This is a genomic window from Cupriavidus sp. 05N40 (genome assembly GCF_056397305.1).
Genome location: NZ_JBFTND010000036.1, coordinates 39,964 through 58,824 on the forward strand (window position 1 = coordinate 39,964; position 18,861 = coordinate 58,824).

An 18,861-nucleotide genomic window follows, 5' to 3' on the forward strand; every position below is an offset into this window, starting at 1 on the left:
CCGCACGCGGGCATGACCACCGCTTCCGAAGGAGTCCTTCCATGAACCATCCCACCGCCGCTGCGCAACCACACTCCCTGCTATCCCGGCTCGGCATCGTCGCGCCGATCATCCAGGCGCCCATGGCCGGTACCAACACGCCAGCGCTGGCCGCCGCCGTCACCAACGCGGGCGGCCTGGGCTCGCTCGGCGTTGGCGCCACGGATGCCAGCGGTGCCCGCAAGCTGATCCAGGAAACCCGTGCGCTGACCACCGGGCCGTTCAATATCAATGTGTTCTGCCACGCGCCCGCGGTGGCAGACGCCGCGCGCGAGGCGCAGTGGCTGGCGTATCTCGCGCCGAGCTTCGCCGAATTCGGCGCCACGCCACCGGCAACCCTGCGCGAGATCTACAAGAGTTTCGTGGCCGACGAGGCCATGTTCGCCATGCTGCTCGAAGAGCGGCCGGCCGTGGTGAGCTTCCATTTCGGCCTGCCGCCGCAGCCCTGGATCGCCGCGCTGCGCGATGCGGGCATCTACCTGATGGCGACCGCCACCAGCGTAGAGGAAGCCCGCCAGGTGGCCGATGCCGGCGTGCACGCCATCGTGGCGCAGGGCTGGGAAGCCGGCGGCCATCGCGGCGCGTTCCAGCCCGAAGCCCGTGACGAGCAGCTCGGCACGCTGGCGCTGGTGCGACTGCTGGTGCGCAACACCTCGCTGCCGGTGGTGGCCGCCGGCGGCATCATGGACGGCGCCGGCATTGCTGCCGCGCTGGCGCTGGGCGCGCAGGCGGCGCAGCTCGGCACCGCCTTCGCGTCCTGCCCGGAGAGCGCGGCGGACGCGCCCTACCGCGCCGCCCTGCTGGCAGGCGAGCCGACCCGCACCACGCTGACCCGCTCCATTTCCGGCCGCGCCGCGCGCGGCTTCGTCAACCGCCTGACCGAACTGGGCGAAGCGAAGGATTGCCCGCCGCTGCCGGCCTACCCGATCGTCTACGACGCCGGCAAGGCGCTCCATGCCGCGGCCAAGGCGCGCGGCAATGCCGCCTTCGCCGCGCAGTGGGCCGGCCAGGCCGCGCAGCTGTCGCGCGGCCTGCCAGCGGCGGAGCTGGTCGCGGTGCTGCGCGCGGAGCTGGCCGAGGCGGTGGCAGGCCTGAGCCGCTTCGGCGCGGGCGCTGGCTGAAACAGCGTACGGCCTGGCCGCTACGCGGCCAGGCCGCCCAGGCAGACATACTTCACCACCAGGTACTCTTCGATGCCATACCTGGAGCCCTCCCTGCCCAGCCCGGACTGCTTGACGCTGCCGAACGGCGCGACCGCGGTGGCCACACGCCTGCGCCGGCTGCTGGTGGCCATGCTCAAGCACTGGCGCGCGCATTTCGAGCAGTACGAAATCCTGTTCTCCGGCTCGCGGCGCCGGCCCGTGCCGCGCACCAGCGACGGCACGCCGTTTGGCCGCTCGGATGTGGCGATGCGCGCGTACCAGCTCTATCAAAGCGCGGTACGCGATGTGTTCGACACGCTGCCGCGCCATCCCATGTCGCTGAAACTGGCCACGGACAGCATCGTGGTGGCGATCCACGGCGCCGTGGCCGTGCCCCTGCATCTCGAAACCATGAAGTGGTCCGCCGGCGAAAAGCTGGCCACCACCATCGCGGATGCCTTTATCTGCGCCTGGACCGCCGCGGCCAACACCCCGGCCGAGTCCTGAGCGCCCCCCGGGCCAGCCGTGACGAAGTGCCCAGGTTTCCCGCTGCCGTCCGCGTGGCGCAACATGCGCGGCGCATGGCCTCGCGCTACACTGCTGCCCGGCTCGTGCAGTAAGCTGGAAGCACGCCGCATCCGCACTAGCATTCGCACGACCGCATTCGACAAGACCAGCCCATGAGCGCACTCCCTTCCACCACGACCATTGCGGCGCGCCCGGGCCCGGCTACGGCAATCGGCGGCCTGGCTGACGACGTCATGGCCCGCACACTGCACGCAAGATGAAACGGCAATTCGACGATCTGCAACTGGGCAGCATAGAACTGTTCTGCCTGGCGGCGGAACTGAGCAGCTTCACGGCGGCGGCGGTGGCGGCCAGCGTCACGCCAGCGGCGGTCAGCCGCTCGGTGTCGCGGCTGGAAGGAAGGCTTGGCGTGCGGCTGTTCGTGCGGACCACGCGGCAGATCCGGCTCACCGACGAAGGCCGCGCTTATTTCGAGCAGGCGCGCCGAGCGCTGGCGCAACTGGTGGATGCCGAGCGGCAGGTCTCCGGCCGGCACACCAGCCCGGCCGGCCTGCTGCGCATCAGCCTGCCGACCCCCTACGCGCACTATCGCGTACTGCCCGTGCTGCCCGAGTTCCGGGCGCGCTACCCGCAAGTGGAGATCGAGACCCACATCAGCAACAGCAATGTGGATTTCGCCGACGACGGCTTCGACCTGTCGGTGCGCGGCCGCGCGCCCGACGATTCCAACCTGATCGCGCGCAAGCTCGAAGACGCCGAACTGGTGCTGGTGGCGGCGCCGGCCTACCTGGCGCGGGCCGGCGTGCCGGATTCGCTGGATGCGCTGCAGGCGCACGACTGCATCCAGTTCGAGCTGCCCAGCAGCGGCCGGCACATTCCGTGGGTGTTCCGCGAAGGCGGCGAGATGGTCGATGTAGCCACCACCGGCGGCTACAGCTGCTCGGACGATGTGCTGGGCGGCGTCACGCTGGCGCGCAGCGGCGCGGGGCTGTTCCAGACCTACCGCTTCGTGGTGGAGCAGGACCTGCGCGACGGCAGGCTGATGGAGGTACTGCCGCAGTTCGGCAGCGCCACCCGGCCCTTCATGCTGCTCTACCCGCACGCGCGGCATATGTCGTCGCGCGTGCGGGCGTTCGTGGACTTCCTGGTCGACAAGTTCGCCGCGTAGCGCCCGCGGCAGGCTTTGCGCGAGTTCCGCTTACGCAGGCGCAATCTGCGCGATCACCACAGCACCACCGCTGCATTGGCCGGCAATTGCGTCGCGGGTACGCCGCGCGCGCATGGCCGGCATTGCGCGAGCGAGGCGGGGCAAGACAGTGGGCAGGAGGAAGGCGCCGCCACCGTCGGATCACGGCAGCGGCAGCGGCACGGCGGGCATCAAGCCGCGTGCCGCACGCCGCATGGCCGGTCAGAAGCCGAGATCGCTCAGGCTGGGGTGATCGTCCGGGCGGCGGCCCAGCGGCCAGAAGAACTTGCGGTCCGCTTCCTTGATCGGGGCATCGTTTATGCAGGCGAAGCGGCGCTGCATCAGGCCGGCCTCGTTGAACTCCCAGTTCTCGTTGCCATAGGAGCGATACCAGTTGTTCGAGTCGTCATGCCATTCGTAGGCGAAGCGCACGGCGATGCGGTTGCCCTCGAAGGCCCACAATTCCTTGATCAGCCGGTAGTCCAGTTCCTTCTGCCACTTGCGTGCCAGGAAGCCGACGATGGCCTCGCGCCCGTTGACGAACTCGGCGCGGTTGCGCCAGGCGCTGTCGACGGTGTAGGCCAGCGCCACGCGCTGGGGGTCGCGGCTGTTCCAGCCGTCTTCGGCGCCACGCACCTTCTGGATGGCGGACTCAAGGGTGAACGGGGGAAACGGCGGACGGGACTCGGCTGGGGTCGACATGGGTTCTCTCCTCAAAGGAACAATGCAGCGGGATGCAGCGGGATCTGGCGGCGGTTGGCACTGGGTCGGCACTGGATCGATACAGACCTGTCTACATTATTCGAGTAGACAGATCTGTATGTCAAGGAGAGATTGGGATGCATCGCAGCAAGGCCTGCCCGCGGTTGCCGACCGCCCTCAGCGCGGGYGGCGCATGCGGAACAGCGCCTCGGGCCCGATCTCGAAGTAGTCTGCCGGCCCGCCGCCGCGCAGGATCGGCCGGGCCGCGGCCGTGTCGTAGATGCCGTCCTTCAGGAGCGTCCTGTCGACGTGCACGCCCACCACTTCGCCCAATACCAGCCAGGTCGGCACCTTCTGGCCATCGACGCCTTGGAGCTGGATCAGCTGCGTGAGCCTGCACTCGAAAGAGACCGGGCTTTCCGCCACGCGGGGCACCGCGACCGCGCGCGAGGCGGCAGGCGTCAGCCCGGCCAGCGTGAACTCGTCCACCTCGGGCGGCACCGCTGCGCAGCTGGCGTTCATGGGATCGGCCAGCGCGCGCGTGGCGAGGTTCCAGCAGAACTCGCCGGTCTGCTCGATATTGCGCACGCTGTCCTTGTAGCCGACGCTGGAGAAACCCACGATGGGCGGCGTGTAGTTGAAGGCGTTGAAGAAGCTGTACGGCGCGAGGTTGACGACGCCATCGGCGGCGCGCGACGAGATCCAGCCGATCGGGCGCGGCCCGACGATGGCGTTGAAGGGATCGTGCGGCAGGCCATGCCCGCGCGCGGGTTCGTAGAAGTAGAAGTCGTCGGACACGGAGCGGGACATCCGGGAAAACTGCGTTGAAGACGGCACCGGGCGGCACGGGTGCAGCCCGGCAAGCTCCCTGCGATGCTACCAGTTGTCAGCGCAGCGCGTGCTGCGGCGCGGTAGCCTCGTCGTATGCGTCCTGCGCCAGCAGCACCAGGTCTGCAATCGCCTTGCCGCCTGCGGAGATATGCGCGCGCATGGCGGCCGCGGCCGCGTCCGCATCGCCCGCCAGCACGGYGGCCACGATCACGCCGTGCTCCTGGAAGGAGCTCGGTACGCGCGCCGCGTTGATCAGCCCGCGCTGGCGCCAGTAGATCGCCAGGCGCCGGCGCAGCATGCGGATCTGCTCGGCCAGGTAAGGGTTGGCGCAGGCGTGGTAGAGCACGTCGTGGAACTCGCGGTTGGCCTCCACATAGCCCGGCGTGTCGGCCGCCTCGACATACCCGCGCCCTTGCTCGAAGGCGGCCGACAGCGCCGCCCTGCCCGCCTCGGTGATGCGCTGCGTGGCCAGCCGCGCCACCACGCCCTCCATCTCGGCCAGCGTCTCGAACATGGCCACCAGTTCGGCCACCGTGGGCTTGTGCACGAAGATGCCGGCGCGCGGGGCGATCGTCACCAGGCCCTGCGCCGCCAGCATCAGCAAAGCCTCCCTCACCGGGGTGCGCGAACTGTCGAACTGCTCGGCCAGGGCGCGCTCGTCGAGCTGGGAACCGGGCTTGAGCGTGCCGGCGTGGATCTGCGCTTCGATGGCCTCGCGGACGCGGTCCTGGAGCGACTGCACGGGTAAACCTCGATTTGACGGTTCTTTGGGCATATCTAGAATCAGTTTCAATATATCTAAACAACGATCTTATATGCAAATCCACGGCGAACCGCGGCTCCGCATCGAAAAAAGCGTAGCGACAATCACTCTTGACCGTCCGGAAGTGGCCAATCGACTGAATCCGCACGATCTGCAGGTATTGCGCGAGCATATCAACTCCGTCAACGCGATGGAGAATGTCCTGGTGCTGCGCTTCACGGGCACCGGCAAGTACTTCTGCAGTGGCTACGACATCGGTTCGCTCGGCAGGGCCGACACCGCCGGCGCGCCGGCCTTCGGCGAGCTGATCGACCTGATCGAAGCCGCGCGCCCCATCACCATCGCCGCGGTCAACGGCGGCGTGTACGGCGGCGCCACCGATCTCTGCCTGGCCTGCGACTTCCGCATCGGCGTGCCCCATTGCGACATGTTCATGCCCGCCGCCAGGCTTGGCCTGCACTTCTACCGCGGCGGCCTGGAGCGCTATGTGAGCCGGCTCGGCGTGGATACCGCCAAGCGCCTGTTCCTGACTGCCGCGCGCCTCGATGCCGACGAGATGCTCGCAACCGGCTTCCTGACCGAAATCGTCGCCGCCGACGCGCTGGCGCCGCGCGTGGACGAACTCAGCGCCACGCTCGCCGGCATGGCACCCCTCGCGCTGCTGGGCATGAAACAGGCGCTGAACCAGATCGCGCGCGGCGCGCTCGACGTGGCGGCGCTCGCACACGCGATCGCACACGCCGAGGCATCGGCGGACCTGCGCGAAGGCGCAGCCGCGTGGCGCGAGAAGCGGCCGCCCGTGTTCACGGGCAGGTAGTCGCCCGCGCATGCGTCAACGCGCGCGGCGCACGGAACATACAACAACACCGGAGACAAGCATGACCAAGCGGCACCCGACCTTGCTGTTCCTGATGGCCTTCTCGCTGGCCGGCCCCGCGCTGGCGTCGGACGCATTCCCGTCCAGGCCCGTGCGCATCGTGATCGGCTTTCCCGCCGGCGGCGGCGCCGACAATGTGGCGCGACTGTACGGCGATGCCCTGTCGAAGGAGCTGGGCCAGCCGGTCATCATCGACAACAAGCCCGGTGCCGGCACCACGATCGCCGCGGAGGCGGTCGCCAAGGCGCCGCCCGACGGCTACACGCTGTATATCGCCACCGCCAGCGTGATGGGCGGCGACAAGGTGCTGTACAAGAACATCCGCTACGAGCCCGCGGACTTCGCGCCGGTCACGCGGCTGACCGTATCGCCGCTGCTGCTCGCGGCCAACAAGGCGTCCGGCATCGGCAGCGTGCGAGACCTGCTGGCAAGGGCCCGGCAGCATCCCGGCTCGCTCAACTATTCGTCGTCGGGCAATGGCGTGATCACGCACCTGGCCGGCGTGCAGTTCGCCAGGCTGGCCGACGTGCAACTCACCCACGTGCCCTACAAGGGCGGCGCGCCGTCGGCACAGGCGGTAGCCGCCGGCGATGCGCAGTTCACCTTCGCCACGCCGGCATCGGTGCAGGCCGTCATCGATACCGGCAAGGTCGTCGGCATCGCGGTGACGTCGGCCAGGCGCTCACCCGTGCTGCCCAACTATCCCACCATCGCGGAAGCCGGCATCAAGGGCTACGACGTGACCAACTGGTACGGCCTGTTCGCGCCGGCGCAGACCCCGCCCGCCGTGATCGAGAAGCTGTTCGCGGCCTCGGCAAAGGCGCTCTCCAGGCCCGAGTTGCGCGCGCGGCTCGCAAGCCGCGGCGAAGAGGTCTCGCCATCCGCGTCGCCGGCGGAATTCAAGCAGTTCGCGCTGCGCGAAGGCAAGACCGTGACCGAACTGACGCTGAGCAGCGGCGCCCGCATCGACTGAGTTTCTTCAAAAGGATCGCCATGAATCGCAATGCCGCAGACCTCCCGCTCGCGGGCTTTACCGTAGTGGACCTGACCCGCGTGCTGGCCGGGCCCTACTGCACCATGATGCTGGCCGACCTCGGCGCGCGCGTGATCAAGATCGAGAACCCCGAGGGCGGCGACGACTCCCGGCATGTGGGGCCCTTCGTCGACGGCGAGTCGGCTTACTTCGCCTCGGTCAACCGCAACAAGGAATCGATCGCGCTCGACCTCAAGTCGCCGCGCGACCGCGCCGTGCTGAGCGCCATGATCGCCGGCGCCGATGTACTGGTGGAAAACTTCCGCGCAGGCGTGATGGAGAAGCTTGGCTTCACCTGGGAAGCGCTGCACGCGGCCAACCCGCGCCTGGTCTACGCGTCGATCTCGGGCTTCGGCCAGACCGGCCCCTACCGCGACCGCCCTGCCTACGACATGGTGGTGCAGGCCATGGGCGGCCTGATGAGCGTGACCGGGGAAACCGCCGGCAACCCGGTGCGCGTGGGCGTGTCCATCGGCGACCTCGGCGCGGGACTGTATGCGGCCATCGGCATCCAGTCGGCGCTGCTCAAGCGCAGCCGCACCGGGCTGGGCGAGCGCGTGGATATCGGCATGCTCGACTGCCAGGTGGCGCTGCTGGAGAATGCCATCGCGCGCCACGCGGCCACGGGCGCCGTGCCCGCGCCGCTGGGCACGCGCCACCCGTCCATCACCCCCTTCGACATGTTCAAGAGCGGCGATGGCTTCATCGTCATCGCCGCCGGCAACGACAACCTGTTCCAGAAACTCTGCGCCGCGCTCGGCGACGCGGCGCTGGCCGCCGATCCGCGCTTCGCCACGGTGGCGGCACGCAACCAGCATCACGCCGAGCTGAAGGCGGGCCTCGAGGCATGCCTGGCGCATGCCGACACCGCAACCTGGTCTGAGCGGCTGGAAGCCGCCGGTGTGCCGCACGGGCCGCTGCAAAGCGTGGCCGACATCGTGCGCGACCCGCACGTGCAGGCCCGCGGCATGCTGCTGGAGGCGAGCATCGGCGCGGGGCGCCCGATCACGCTGGCGGGCAACCCGGTCAAGGTCGGCACCGGCCTGCCACGGGGCGGCTTCGCCCCCGCGCCCAGGCTAGACCAGCATCGCGAGGCCCTGCTCGCCGAGTTCGCAGGTACCTGAGCAAACCGGCGCGCCAGATTGCCGGCCGCGCCCATATCGCAAGCGGCCCGCCCCCCTCTCCCGTGAAGCCGGAGAGGGGGAGGCAACACGCGCCAACGACGCCGCCACCGCACACCGCCGCTTCCCCGCACGGCACACACCTCCCTCATACAAGAATCGCAATGCCCGCCATGCGCGGCCGATTATGGGAAAGCGCCGCGCCTCCCTTAGTCTTCGCCATGCCGGACCACTTCGGCCAGCACGGAGTGGCGAACAAGTGGCCGGCATCGGCGTACCGCAGGCAACGCAGTGCAGCACGCGACACAGGCAGCCCCGGCTTGTGCACGTCTTCCTGCCTGCCCGGCAACGACAAAGATAAAGCGAGACAGCCTGGGTGCGAGTGGCAGAGCCACCGCCCCAGCGCACCACAAAGGAGACACTCCGCCATGCTTGAGCAGCCGTTCCCCGGCCGTGCCGCCGCCCCCGGCACCGACGCCCTCGAAGCCAAGGCCATCGACGCGATCGATGCGATCGAAGCCATCGAGGTCAAAGGATTTCTCGACAGATACTTCCAGATCAGCGCGCGCGGCAGCACCGGCCGCCGCGAAGCCGTGGCTGGCGTGACCACCTTCATGGCCATGGTGTATTCCGTCTTCGTGGTGCCGGGCATGCTCGGCAAGGCGGGATTCGACACCAGCGCCGTGTTCRTCGCGGTATGCCTGACCGCGGCCTTCGGCTCGCTGCTGATGGGTATGTGGGCGCGACTGCCGATCGCCATCGGCTGCGCCATCTCGCTGACCGCGTTCACCGCCTTCGGGCTGGTGCTGGGCCAGGGCCTTTCGCCCGCCGTGGCGCTCGGCGCGATCTTCCTGATGGGCTTGGTGTTCACCGCCATCTCCGTCACCGGCGTGCGCTCCTGGATCCTGCGCAACCTGCCGGCCGGCGTGGCGCACGGCACGGGCATCGGCATCGGCCTGTTCCTGCTGCTGATCGCCTCGAGCGAAGTCGGGCTGGTGGTCAAGAATGCCGGCGCCGGCCTGCCGGTTTCACTGGGCAAGATCACGGCGTTCCCGGTGGTGATGTCGATCCTCGGGCTGGCCGCCATCTTCGGGCTGGAGCGCCGCCGCGTGCCGGGCGGCATCCTGCTGGTGATCGTCGCCATCTCCGCGCTGGGCCTGGCCTTCGACCCCGCAGTGAAGTTCGCAGGCGTGTTCGCGCTTCCCGCGCTGAGCGCGCCCGGCCATGCCTCGCTGATCGGCGCGATGGACATCAAGGGTGCCTTGTCGCTGGCCGTGCTGCCCAGCGTACTGGCCCTGGTGATGACGGCCGTGTTCGATGCCACGGGCACCATCCGTGCCGTGGCCGGACAGGCCGGCCAGCTCGACGAGAAAGGCCAGATCCCCAACGGCGGGCGCGCGCTCACCACCGACTCGCTCAGCTCGATCTTCTCGGCGGTCTTCGGCGGTGCGCCCGCCGCGGCCTACATCGAATCGAGCGTGGGCGTGGCAGCCGGCGCCAAGACGGGCCTCGCCGCCGTGGTGGTCGGCCTGTTGTTCCTGGCGGTGATCTTCTTCTCGCCGCTGGCGGCGCTGGTGCCGTCCTACGCCACCGCGCCCGCGCTGATGTACGTTGGCCTGCTGATGCTCAGCAGCGTCAGCAAGCTGCATATGGACGATTTGGTCGACGCCATGGCCGGCCTGGTATGCGCGGTCTTCATCGTGCTGACGTGCAATATCGTCACCGGCATCATGCTGGGCTTCTGCACCCTGGTGATCGGCCGCATCGTGGCCGGCGAGTTCCGCAAGCTGAACGTCGGCACGGTGGGCATTGCGCTGGCGCTGGCGGTGTTCTACGCAGGGGGCTGGGCCATCTGAGCGCAACCTGGGCGCCATCCGGGCGCCACTTGGTGCGACTGCGCGGGCCGGATGCGCCCGCGCCGCTCCCCTGCCACAGGAAAGCACAGGAAAGCACGCGAAAGCACACGAAAGCGTACTGGAGGCCAGTGCACGATGACACTGGCTTCTTTGGAAGCGGGCGACACCCGTGCCCGCTTCTCTTTTTGACCGTATCGACCACGGCGCTGCGCAATGCATCGCCAGGGCGCTCAGGCCGGTCAGGCCACCTTGAGCGGCCGCGCCGGCAGGCCTTGCGCCGCCGCCAGTCCCTGCGCCAGATCCGCGATGAGATCCTCCACCGCCTCCAGCCCCACATGCAGCCGGATCACCGGTTCCGTGCCGCGCCAGTATGAATGCTCGGCCAGGCGCTCCGGCGCCGCCACCTGCACCAGGCTTTCGTAGCCCCCCCATGACGCGCCCAGCCCGAACAGGCCGAGCGCATCCACCAGCGCGTTCGCCGACGCCGCATCGGCTCCCGGCAGCGTGAACGACACCAGCCCGTTAGCGCCCGAGAAATCGCGCCGCCACAGCGCATGGCCCGGGTCGGACGGCAGCGCGGGATAGAACACGCGGCCCACGGCCCCGTGGGTTTCCAGGTACTGCGCCACCGCCAGCGCGTTGCGCTCGTGCTGGGCCAGGCGCACCGCCAGGGTGCGGATGCCGCGCAGCGCCAGGTAGGCATCGTCGGCGCTGATGGCCAGGCCGAAGCCGTCGTAGGTCTCGGCGATACGGCGTGCCAGCGCCGCGTCCTTCACCACCACCGCGCCCTGCATCAGGTCCGAATGGCCGCTGACGTACTTGGTCGACGCCAGGATCGAGATATCCACGCCCAGCACCAGCGGCTGCAGCAGATGCCCCGAGGCCCAGGTATTGTCGGTGGCCACCAGCACGCCGCGGCGCTGCGCGATCTGCGCCAGGCGCGGCAGGTCGAGCACCTCGTAGAGCAGCGAGCTGGGCGACTCCACGTATAGCAGCCGCGTATTGGGGCGGATCAGTGCCTCGACATCGTCGTGCGACGGCGAGAAATAGGTCAGCTCGATGCCCAGGCGGCGCAGCAGCGATTGATCCAGCCGACGCACCGGCGCATAGACGCTGTCCGCCACCAGCGCGTGATCGCCCGGCGACAGCAGCGCCACGAACACCAGCGAGATCGCCGCCAGCCCGGACGGCGCCAGGAAGGTGTGGCTGCCGCCTTCGAGCGCCGCCAGCGCATCCTCCAGCGCGCGGTGCGTGTCCATGCCCTGGCGCCCGTAGGAGCTGACGCGCTCGCCGCGCGCATGGCGCGCGCGGATTTCGTCATAGGCGGCGCTGTTCTCGAAGCRCACGGTGCTGGCGCGCACCACCGGCACGTTGACCGGCCCGTGGCCGTCGGTGAACGGCGGCGTGCCGGCGTGGATCAGCTGGGTATCGCGATGGTGGCTCATGATGATCAGTTAGGGAGGCGGGTGAGAGTGTTCAGATGGCAAAGCGCAGCTTGTCGAAGCTGGCGACAAAAGGATCGGCGGGCGGGCGCGCCTGGGCGCCGAGCGCGCGGTTGAGGAAGGCGCGCGTGCGGTCGCTGGCCGGCTGGCTGAAGATGCGGCGCGCCGGGCCGTGCTCGACGATCAGGCCGCCCTCGGTGAAATACACCTCGTCGCTGATCTCCTCGGCAAAGCGCATCTCGTGCGTCACCAGCAGGCAGGTCAGGCCCTCGTCCACCAGGTCGCCGATGACAGTCAGGACCTCGCCCACGGTCTCCGGGTCGAGCGCCGAGGTGACTTCGTCGAACAGGATCAGCTCCGGCTCCATCGCCAGCGCGCGGGCAATCGCCACGCGCTGCTGCTGGCCGCCGGACAGCTCGCCGGGATAGGCCGATGCCTTGTCGGCCAGGCGCACCTTGCGCAGCAGCTCGATGGCGGTGGCCTCGGCCTGCGCGCGGCCGCGCCCCAGCACGCGCAGCGGCGCAATGGTGAGGTTCTGCAGCACGGTCAGGTGCGGGAACAGGTTGTATTGCTGGAAGACGAAGCCCACGCGCTTGCGCAGCGCGATGCGCCCGGCCTCACTGCGCAATTCGCGCACCGCCACGTCACCCACGGTGACGCTGCCCTGCTGCGGCTCGAGCAAGCCGGTGATGCAGCGCAGGATGGTGGACTTGCCAGAGCCGGACGGCCCGATGATGGACACCGCCTGCCCGCGCTGCACGTCGAGGTCGATGCCCTTGAGCACCGCATTGCCGCCGAAGGACAGATGCACGTCGCGCAGGGAAACCAGCGGCGCGGCCGGCACGGGCGACGCGGCCAGCGATGGGCCGTCGGCATGTTCAGGCAACAGCATGTTTTTGTTCCAGGAAACGGGTGAAGCGCGAAATCGGGTAGCACCAGGCAAAGAACATCGCCATCACGACGAAGTAGATCAGCACGGTGAAGGCGGTCTGGTTGACGGTATTGCTGGCGATCTGCGCGGTGTCGAGCAGGTCGTGYACGCCCACCAGCGACGCCAGGGCGGTACCCATGGTCAGGGTGGCATACAGGTTCATCCAGGGCGGCAACATCCGCCGCACGCACTGCGGCACGATCACCAGCCGCAGGATCTGGCGGCGCGAGAACGCCATCGAGCTGGCGGCCTCCCACTGCGTGAGCGGGATCGACTGCACCGCGCCGCGCAGCACCTCGGCCACATTGGCGCTGGCCGGCAGCGCCAGCCCCACCACCACCTTGAGCCAGTCCGGGAACGGCACGATATGCCGGCCGAGGTTCAGCTCGAACGGGAAGACGTAGGTGGCGAAATAGATCAGCACCAGCCACGGCGCGTTGCGGAACACCTGCACATAGAGCTGTGCGGGCCGCGACAGCAGCCTCGCCGGCGACAGCCGCAGCGCGCCCACCAGCAGCCCTGCGGCCGTGCCCAGCGCGATCGCCAGTACGCTGACGCCGATATTGACCAGGAAGCCGCGCACCAGCGCCGGCGACCACTGCCACGCGCTGGCCAGCGCGCGCGCCAGGTCGGGATGGCGGCTGGCCGCCAGCGCCAGCRCCGCCAGCGGCAGCAGCCACAGCAGGCCGGCGAAGCGGCGCGCGCCCGGCCAGGCAATGCCGGCGCGCGGCAGGCCGGAATCAACGGTTGCCATAGCCGGGCATCCTCAGTCGGAGTTCGAGCCAGTTGCCGGCCTGGCTGACCACCCAGGTCAGCACGCCAAAGAACAGCAGCAACAGCACCATCAGTTCCAGCACGTTGTCGCGCTGGGTCCAGATCATGATCGAGGCGTAGGTGATGTCGCCCACCGCGATGGCCGATGCCACCGCCGTGGCCTTGACCAGCTCCACCGAGTTGTTGACCAGCGCCGGCAGCGCAAAACGCGCCGCCAGCGGCAGCTGCACGCGCCACAGCAAGGTGCGTCGGTCGAAACCCAGCGATGCCGCCGCCTCCAGCGTGACCTTGGGCACCGCTTCGATACCGGCGCGCAGGGCCTCGGCATGGAACACACCCTTGTGCAGCGAAAGCACCACCACCACCCACAGGAACGGCGTGAGCGGGTTGCTGCGCTGCGCATCCTGCAAGGCATGGGTGATCAGCATATTGAGCACCAGGAAGGCGCAGTAAAGCTGCACCAGCGTCGGCGTATTGCGCGTGACCTCGACGAAGGCGCGCGTGGCGCCGGCCACCAGCGGCCTGCGCGAGGTCAGCAAGGCCGCCATGGCCACGCCCGCCAGCAGGCTGCCGGCGAGCGTGCACAGCACCAGCTGCACCGTGACCCAGGCGCCGTGCACGAAGGCGCTGCGGTCATAGGCATCGGCCAGGAACGCGTAGTTCAGTCCGATATGGCGACCGCCGTCGATCAGCGCGGCGATGACGGCATCCATCAGGAGCGGCCGCCCTTGAACTTGTCGTGYAGTTCGCTGAGCGCCGGCGAGGCCGGCTGGATGCCAGCCTTCTTCTCCGTATTGATCAGCCAGCCGGTACGGTGCCAGGTCTGCACCACGCGGTCGATGGCCTGGATGGTGTCCTGCTCGCCCTTGCGCGTCCAGATCACCGTGGGCGCGGGATTCAGCTCGGGCAGCACGATGCGGTAGTTCTGCCATTCGGGATTGCCGCGCACCAGCGGCTGCAGCAGCGTGTTGTCGTGCACGGCGCCGGCGCAGTTGTCGCCGCGCAGTGCCAGCAGGGACTCCGAAGACCYCTTGAAGCCTTTCGGGATGGCGCCGTATTCCACCTGCACCGGGCGCGTATAGCTGCTGCCCTGCGAGATGCACACGGTCTTGCCCCTGAGGTCTTCCCAGCGGCGGATATCGCTTTGCTTGGGCACGATCACGGCGCCGCCGACGCGGTAGTACGGCGTGGGCACGTGGCCAAGCTGCTCGCCGCGCTCGGCGTTGTACTCCATTGCTGCGATCAGCACGTCGACCTTGCCCTGCTGGAGGAACTGCACACGGTTCGACGGCTGGACCTGCACGGTTTCCAGCTCCACGTTGAGCTGCTTTGCAAGGTCCTGCGCCAGATCCGCGTTGAAGCCGACCGGCTTCTGCGTGGCGGGATCGATCGAGCCGAAGGCACTGCCGGACAGCATGATGCCGACCACGATCTTGCCGCGCTGGCGGATCTTGTCGAGCGTGGCGTCGGCATGCGCCGCGCCGGCAACGAAGGTGCCGGCCAGGAAGGCGGCGGCAAAGGCAAGGCGGCGAAGCGGGCGCGGAGGGCGCGGCGAAGCGGTGCGTGTCATGGTGTGTTCGCGTTTTCCGGGATGTTCGGGATGTTCGGGTTGATGTCGTGCGTCGCGCTGGCGGGTACTTGCCGGCCAGCGCGGTCGACAGACTGTACGCAAGCGCGGGCCGCCACGGAACGAATAAAAGAAGCCATCGTTATGCAGCGCGCGTTGCATCTGCGATGGCGCGCGCGCAGCGCGGGGGCGGCGCAGCGCCGCATAACCATGCGCGGAAAGATTCGTTGGCCGCGCCCGGGTGCATTCATAAGCTGTCCCTCCTCTCTTCGCAGCACCTTCCCCGGTAAATCGCCGGGCAACATCCGGGCAACATCACCATGCAACGCCGCACTCTCCTGCGCACCCTATCGAGCCTTGGCGCCGCCGCCGTCGTCGGCACCCCATTCCTGCTCCACGCCCACGCGGCTCCGGCGGACGCTGCCGAATCCTTCCCGGCGCGCCCCGTGCGCATCGTGGTGCCAGTCTCCGCCGGCGGTAGTGCCGACAAGCTGGCGCGCACGCTGGCGCTCAAGCTGAGCGAAAAATGGGGCCAGCCGGTGGTGGTGGAAAACGTGGTGGGCGCCAGCGGCACCCTGGGCGCCGCGCAGGTCGCAAGGGCAAAGGCGGATGGCTATACGCTGCTGCTTGGCGGCGAGGGCGTGACGCTCAACGCGTCGCTGTTCAAGACGCTGCCTTACGACACCGGCCACGCCTTTCGCGGCGTGAGCAAGGCGGTGGTCAATCCGCAGATCCTGGTGACGCGCCCCGACCTGGGCGTGCGCACCTTCCAGGACTACCTGGCGCTGGCGCGCAAGAAGCCCGGCGAAGTGACACTCGGCCTGCCCGGCAACGGCGGCATCGCCCATGTCGCGCACGCGATGCTGTCGCGCCAGGCCGGCATCAAGGTCAACTACATCCCGTATGCGGGCGGCGCGCCTGCCACGGTGGACCTGCTCGGCGGCCATATCGACGCCACCCTCATCACGCTCGCCGCCGTCACTGACTATGTGCGCGCAGGCCGCCTCACCGCACTCGCGGTGACCACGCCCTATCGCTCGAAGGCCTTGCCGCAGGTGCCCACCATGGCCGAGGCAGGGGCCACCGGTTTCGCCGTGGAAAGCTGGCAAGGCCTGATCGCGCCGGCCGCCACGCCCACGCCGGTGGTGGACCGCATCAGCCGCGACGTGGCGGCGGTGCTCAATGTGCCCGCGACCCGCAGCCAGCTCGAAGAGGCGGGCTACGTCGTGGTGGGATCGACCGCGCAGGAACTGGATGCGACGCTGTCGAAGGACCTGCCGAGGTATGCGGCGGCGATCGCGAGTTCGGGGATTTCGTTGCGGTGAGCTTGGTCAGCCGGCCTGGCCGGTGCGCCCGGCTGCCGATGAAGCAGGCTTGCCGCGTGTAGCGCCCCCTCTCCCGCTGCATGGCGCTGCATGGCGCCACATGGCTCTACATGGCTCTACATGGGAAAAGGGGACAGGCATTCGACGCGGCCCACGTCGCGAGCTCTCACACCCCGCGATAGTCGACCAGGTTCACCGGCAGGTCGCCATCGCGCTCGAGCTGGTCCACCAGCCCGATCTCCCAGTTCAGGTAGGCATGCATCTCGGCCTTGCGGCGGACTTCGTCCTCGTACGCGTAAGCGCTATACCAGGCATCTTCATCCCCGCTCAGCACGCGCGCCGCGGCGGCCGAGCCGGCCTGCGCAGGCTCGACGGGCAAACCCAGTGCCTGCCAGCGTGCATTGCCGCCAAGCAGTGCGCGCACATCGCGCGTGCTGGTGCGCCGCAGTTCTGCCGCAACCGCCTGCGCCAGGACGCCGTCGGAGGAGGTGATGACGACCACGTCGGCGCTGCCGGCCCGCTCCAGCACCAGTGCCACCTTTTCCGGCGTGGTGAACCACGCGCCGGGCACGTGGCCGCGGCGGAAGGCCAGGCTGCTGTCCACGTCCGCCACCGTCACGCCGCCATGCGCCTGCAGCGCGGACAGCGAAACCGCTTCGATCCACGGTGCATCCGCCGCCGATGTGCGCAGCACCCGCAGCGGTTCCGGCCCGGCTTCGCGCGGGGCCAGCGGCGCCGGACGGAACAGGAAGACTTCGTGCCCGCTGAACTGGGCCAGCCATGCCGCCGTGGTCTGCGCGCGCACGCCGTCCCAGTCGGCCAGCACGATGCGGGCGCGCCGCGTGCCGGCGTAGGCGTCGGTAGCCTGCACCAGCTGCCCGCCGGGCGCGCTGCGCCAGCCTGGCAGGTGGCCGGCCGCGTATTCCTCCGGCGAACGCACATCGAAGCGGTACAGCGTGCGCTCCCCTGCCTGTTGCTCGAAGGCGGCCAACTGCGCCGCGTCGATGTGGCCCACCCCGGCGCGTTCAGCCACGCGGGCGGCGCGCTCGCGCGCAGCGGCCTGCGCGGCCTCGCCTGGCTGCGGCGCGAAGCGGGTCTGGCCCTGATCGAGCTGGTAGCCGGCCAGCAGCCATGCCATGGTGCCGTCCTTGAGCGACACCACGCGGTTGGGAATGCCGGCATTGATCAGCGTCTGCGCGCCGACGATGCTGCGCGTGCGGCCGGCGCAGTTGACCACCACCAGCGTCTCGGGATCGGGCGCGATCTCGCCGATGCGGTAGACCAGTTCGGCGCCGGGGCAATCCACCGCGCCGGGAATGCTCATGTTCTGGAATTCCGCGAGCGGGCGGCTGTCCACCACCACCACGTTGTCGCCGCGCTGCTGGTGCAGGTGCAGCGCTTCGGCGGTGATCCACGGCGTGTGCAGCTCGTGCTCGATAACTTCGCCGAACGCCTTGCTCGGCACGTTGGTGCCGCTGAACACTTCGTAGCCCGCGGCCTGCCAGCCACGCGTGCCGCCCGCGAGCACCGACACGTCGGTGTAGCCGAAACGCAGCAGCCTGGCCGCCGCCGCGTGGGCGATGTCTTCGGCAAGGTCGGTGACGACGATGCGCGTGCTACGGCGCGGCACCAGGCGGTCGATCAGGACCGCGAGCCGGCCCAGCGGCGCGGGCACGGCGAACAGCAAATGCTCGCGCGCGAAGGCGCCCTCTTCGCGCGCATCCAGCACGGCCAGTTCGCCGCCACCGGCAATGGCGGCCTTGAGCGCCGCCGGGCTGATGAGCGGCTGGCGGATGGATGCGGGCGCGGCGGCGCTGCCGCCGTCGAGGTCGTCGGCAAGGGTCGGGGTCAGGTCGGTGATGGTCATGGCAAGTAGGAATGGCACGGTGCCGCACGGGCGAGCGGACCACTGTAAGGGCCACGCCGATGCGTTGCCAACGAAGGTTTCCGCCATTGGTCATGCGGAGAATCGCGCAAGCCAGGCGGCCCGGCAGAATGCATATGCTTCGGCGATATTGTTCCTTCTGCGCCGGCCGCACTCTCTTTAGAGTGGTGCCCTCGCCACGACCAAGGATCCCCCATGACCACACAGAGCCAGCGCGACGCCGCCATCGCCACCACCCTTGCCGAAGTCCGTGCACTGACAGCGCACCATGATGTGGACCGCGCCACGCTGGAGCGCGTGACCCACGCCCTGCAGAAACTGGCCGGGAGACAAGACCTGTTCAGCTTCGCCGATTTTCCGCCGCCTGGCGACGGCGTTGCTACCTCCACACGCTATCGCCTCAGCGGCGAAGGCCAGTTGCCCGCGCTTTACCTCAACTCCATCGTGCCCGGCAAGAAAACCATCCCGCATAACCACGACACCTGGGCGGTGATCGTGGCCGTGCAGGGCGACGAACTCAACCGCGTCTATCGCCGCACCGACGATGGCAGYGATCCCGGGCACGCCACCCTGGTGCTCGAGCGCGAGCAGGTCGTGCGTTCCGGCGCGCCGATCAGCTTCCTGGCGCAGGACATCCACAGCATCCACGTCGTGGGCGATGCGCCCACGCTGCACTTCCACCTATACGGCCGTCCGCTCGAAACGCTCACCGGCCGCATTGGCGTGGAGCCGGAAAGCGGCCGCATCGTCAACTACAACGCCACCCAGATGAACCGCAGCGAACAGGCGGCGGAACAGGCGGCGGAACAGGCGACGGAAAACGCGGCAGCCAAGGCCGCAGCCTGAGCGGGAGGCAGGA

18 protein-coding genes and 1 pseudogene are annotated in these 18,861 nt (G+C 69.0%); 9 read left to right on the forward strand and 10 right to left on the reverse strand.

Annotated features, from left to right (window positions below):
• Positions 1–41: 41 nt before the first annotated feature.
• Entirely contained in the window at positions 42–1,160 is a 1,119-nt protein-coding gene (locus tag AC1DO7_RS10975) for an NAD(P)H-dependent flavin oxidoreductase (RefSeq protein ID WP_441614908.1), read from the forward strand.
• Between the two features lie 20 nt (positions 1,161–1,180).
• Here AC1DO7_RS10975 and AC1DO7_RS10980 read toward each other — a convergent pair.
• A pseudogene (locus tag AC1DO7_RS10980) lies at positions 1,181–1,306 on the reverse strand (aldehyde dehydrogenase family protein); the annotation flags it as partial.
• Between AC1DO7_RS10980 and AC1DO7_RS10985 the strand changes: the two are divergent.
• Complete coding sequence (locus AC1DO7_RS10985) at positions 1,299–1,688, forward strand: hypothetical protein (protein ID WP_441614910.1); 390 nt, start codon at positions 1,299–1,301, stop codon at positions 1,686–1,688. The pseudogene AC1DO7_RS10980 and the gene AC1DO7_RS10985 sit on opposite strands and share 8 nt — an antisense overlap.
• Positions 1,689–1,965: 277 nt before the next feature.
• Positions 1,966–2,877 carry a substrate binding domain-containing protein gene (locus tag AC1DO7_RS10990; RefSeq protein ID WP_441614912.1) on the forward strand — a complete coding sequence of 304 codons (912 nt, stop codon included), beginning with the start codon at positions 1,966–1,968 and terminating at the stop codon, positions 2,875–2,877.
• A gap of 240 nt (positions 2,878–3,117) precedes the next feature.
• On the opposite strand, the gene AC1DO7_RS10995 is transcribed toward AC1DO7_RS10990, so the two are convergent.
• The 3 genes from AC1DO7_RS10995 to AC1DO7_RS11005 all read right to left on the reverse strand — a co-directional run bounded on the left by AC1DO7_RS10995 (position 3,118) and on the right by AC1DO7_RS11005 (position 5,170).
• The gene (locus AC1DO7_RS10995; RefSeq protein WP_441614914.1) at positions 3,118–3,597 is read right to left on the reverse strand and encodes a nuclear transport factor 2 family protein; all 480 of its coding nucleotides are present in this window, start codon (positions 3,595–3,597) and stop codon (positions 3,118–3,120) included.
• A gap of 177 nt (positions 3,598–3,774) precedes the next feature.
• Positions 3,775–4,407, reverse strand: coding sequence for a flavin reductase family protein (locus tag AC1DO7_RS11000; RefSeq protein ID WP_477116098.1), 633 nt, complete (start codon positions 4,405–4,407; stop codon positions 3,775–3,777).
• A gap of 76 nt (positions 4,408–4,483) precedes the next feature.
• Complete coding sequence (locus AC1DO7_RS11005) at positions 4,484–5,170, reverse strand: GntR family transcriptional regulator (protein ID WP_477116099.1); 687 nt, start codon at positions 5,168–5,170, stop codon at positions 4,484–4,486.
• A 73-nt stretch (positions 5,171–5,243) separates the two neighbouring features.
• On the opposite strand from AC1DO7_RS11005, the gene AC1DO7_RS11010 reads away from it, so the two are divergent.
• The 4 genes from AC1DO7_RS11010 to AC1DO7_RS11025 all read left to right on the forward strand — a co-directional run bounded on the left by AC1DO7_RS11010 (position 5,244) and on the right by AC1DO7_RS11025 (position 10,078).
• Positions 5,244–6,008, forward strand: coding sequence for an enoyl-CoA hydratase/isomerase family protein (locus AC1DO7_RS11010; protein ID WP_441614919.1), 765 nt, complete (start codon positions 5,244–5,246; stop codon positions 6,006–6,008).
• Positions 6,009–6,069: 61 nt separating this feature from the next.
• Complete coding sequence (locus AC1DO7_RS11015; protein WP_441614921.1) at positions 6,070–7,041, forward strand: Bug family tripartite tricarboxylate transporter substrate binding protein; 972 nt, start codon at positions 6,070–6,072, stop codon at positions 7,039–7,041.
• 20 nt (positions 7,042–7,061) lie between these two features.
• On the forward strand, positions 7,062–8,225 hold the full coding sequence (locus tag AC1DO7_RS11020) for a CaiB/BaiF CoA transferase family protein (protein ID WP_441614923.1): 1,164 nt from the start codon (positions 7,062–7,064) through the stop codon (positions 8,223–8,225).
• 425 nt (positions 8,226–8,650) lie between these two features.
• Positions 8,651–10,078: an NCS2 family permease gene (locus AC1DO7_RS11025; protein WP_477116100.1), complete on the forward strand. Its 1,428-nt coding sequence runs from the start codon at positions 8,651–8,653 to the stop codon at positions 10,076–10,078.
• A 239-nt stretch (positions 10,079–10,317) separates the two neighbouring features.
• Here the strand turns inward: AC1DO7_RS11025 and metC are convergent, their stop codons facing one another.
• From metC to AC1DO7_RS11050, 5 genes are read right to left on the reverse strand one after another with little or no spacing between them, the layout of a single operon-like run.
• A complete protein-coding gene (metC, locus tag AC1DO7_RS11030) occupies positions 10,318–11,523 on the reverse strand; it encodes a cystathionine beta-lyase (protein ID WP_477116101.1) in 1,206 nt (401 codons plus the stop codon).
• 31 nt (positions 11,524–11,554) lie between these two features.
• Positions 11,555–12,412, reverse strand: coding sequence for an amino acid ABC transporter ATP-binding protein (locus AC1DO7_RS11035; RefSeq protein WP_441643280.1), 858 nt, complete (start codon positions 12,410–12,412; stop codon positions 11,555–11,557).
• Positions 12,399–13,205 carry an amino acid ABC transporter permease gene (locus AC1DO7_RS11040; protein ID WP_477116102.1) on the reverse strand — a complete coding sequence of 269 codons (807 nt, stop codon included), beginning with the start codon at positions 13,203–13,205 and terminating at the stop codon, positions 12,399–12,401. The genes AC1DO7_RS11035 and AC1DO7_RS11040 overlap by 14 nt, the downstream gene beginning before the upstream one ends.
• Positions 13,192–13,938: an amino acid ABC transporter permease gene (locus tag AC1DO7_RS11045; protein WP_441614933.1), complete on the reverse strand. Its 747-nt coding sequence runs from the start codon at positions 13,936–13,938 to the stop codon at positions 13,192–13,194. Before AC1DO7_RS11045 ends, AC1DO7_RS11040 begins: the two co-directional genes overlap by 14 nt.
• A complete protein-coding gene (locus AC1DO7_RS11050) occupies positions 13,938–14,795 on the reverse strand; it encodes a transporter substrate-binding domain-containing protein (protein WP_477116103.1) in 858 nt (285 codons plus the stop codon). The genes AC1DO7_RS11045 and AC1DO7_RS11050 overlap by 1 nt, the downstream gene beginning before the upstream one ends.
• A gap of 317 nt (positions 14,796–15,112) precedes the next feature.
• Here AC1DO7_RS11050 and AC1DO7_RS11055 point away from each other — a divergent pair, with 317 nt between their 5' ends.
• Positions 15,113–16,117, forward strand: a complete 1,005-nt coding sequence (locus AC1DO7_RS11055) for a tripartite tricarboxylate transporter substrate binding protein (RefSeq protein WP_441614936.1) — start codon at positions 15,113–15,115, stop codon at positions 16,115–16,117.
• A 166-nt stretch (positions 16,118–16,283) separates the two neighbouring features.
• On the opposite strand, the gene AC1DO7_RS11060 is transcribed toward AC1DO7_RS11055, so the two are convergent.
• Positions 16,284–18,002, reverse strand: coding sequence for a rhodanese-like domain-containing protein (locus tag AC1DO7_RS11060; protein WP_441643281.1), 1,719 nt, complete (start codon positions 18,000–18,002; stop codon positions 16,284–16,286).
• Between the two features lie 195 nt (positions 18,003–18,197).
• On the opposite strand from AC1DO7_RS11060, the gene AC1DO7_RS11065 reads away from it, so the two are divergent.
• Positions 18,198–18,848: a cysteine dioxygenase family protein gene (locus AC1DO7_RS11065; protein ID WP_441614938.1), complete on the forward strand. Its 651-nt coding sequence runs from the start codon at positions 18,198–18,200 to the stop codon at positions 18,846–18,848.
• Positions 18,849–18,861: the final 13 nt, after the last annotated feature.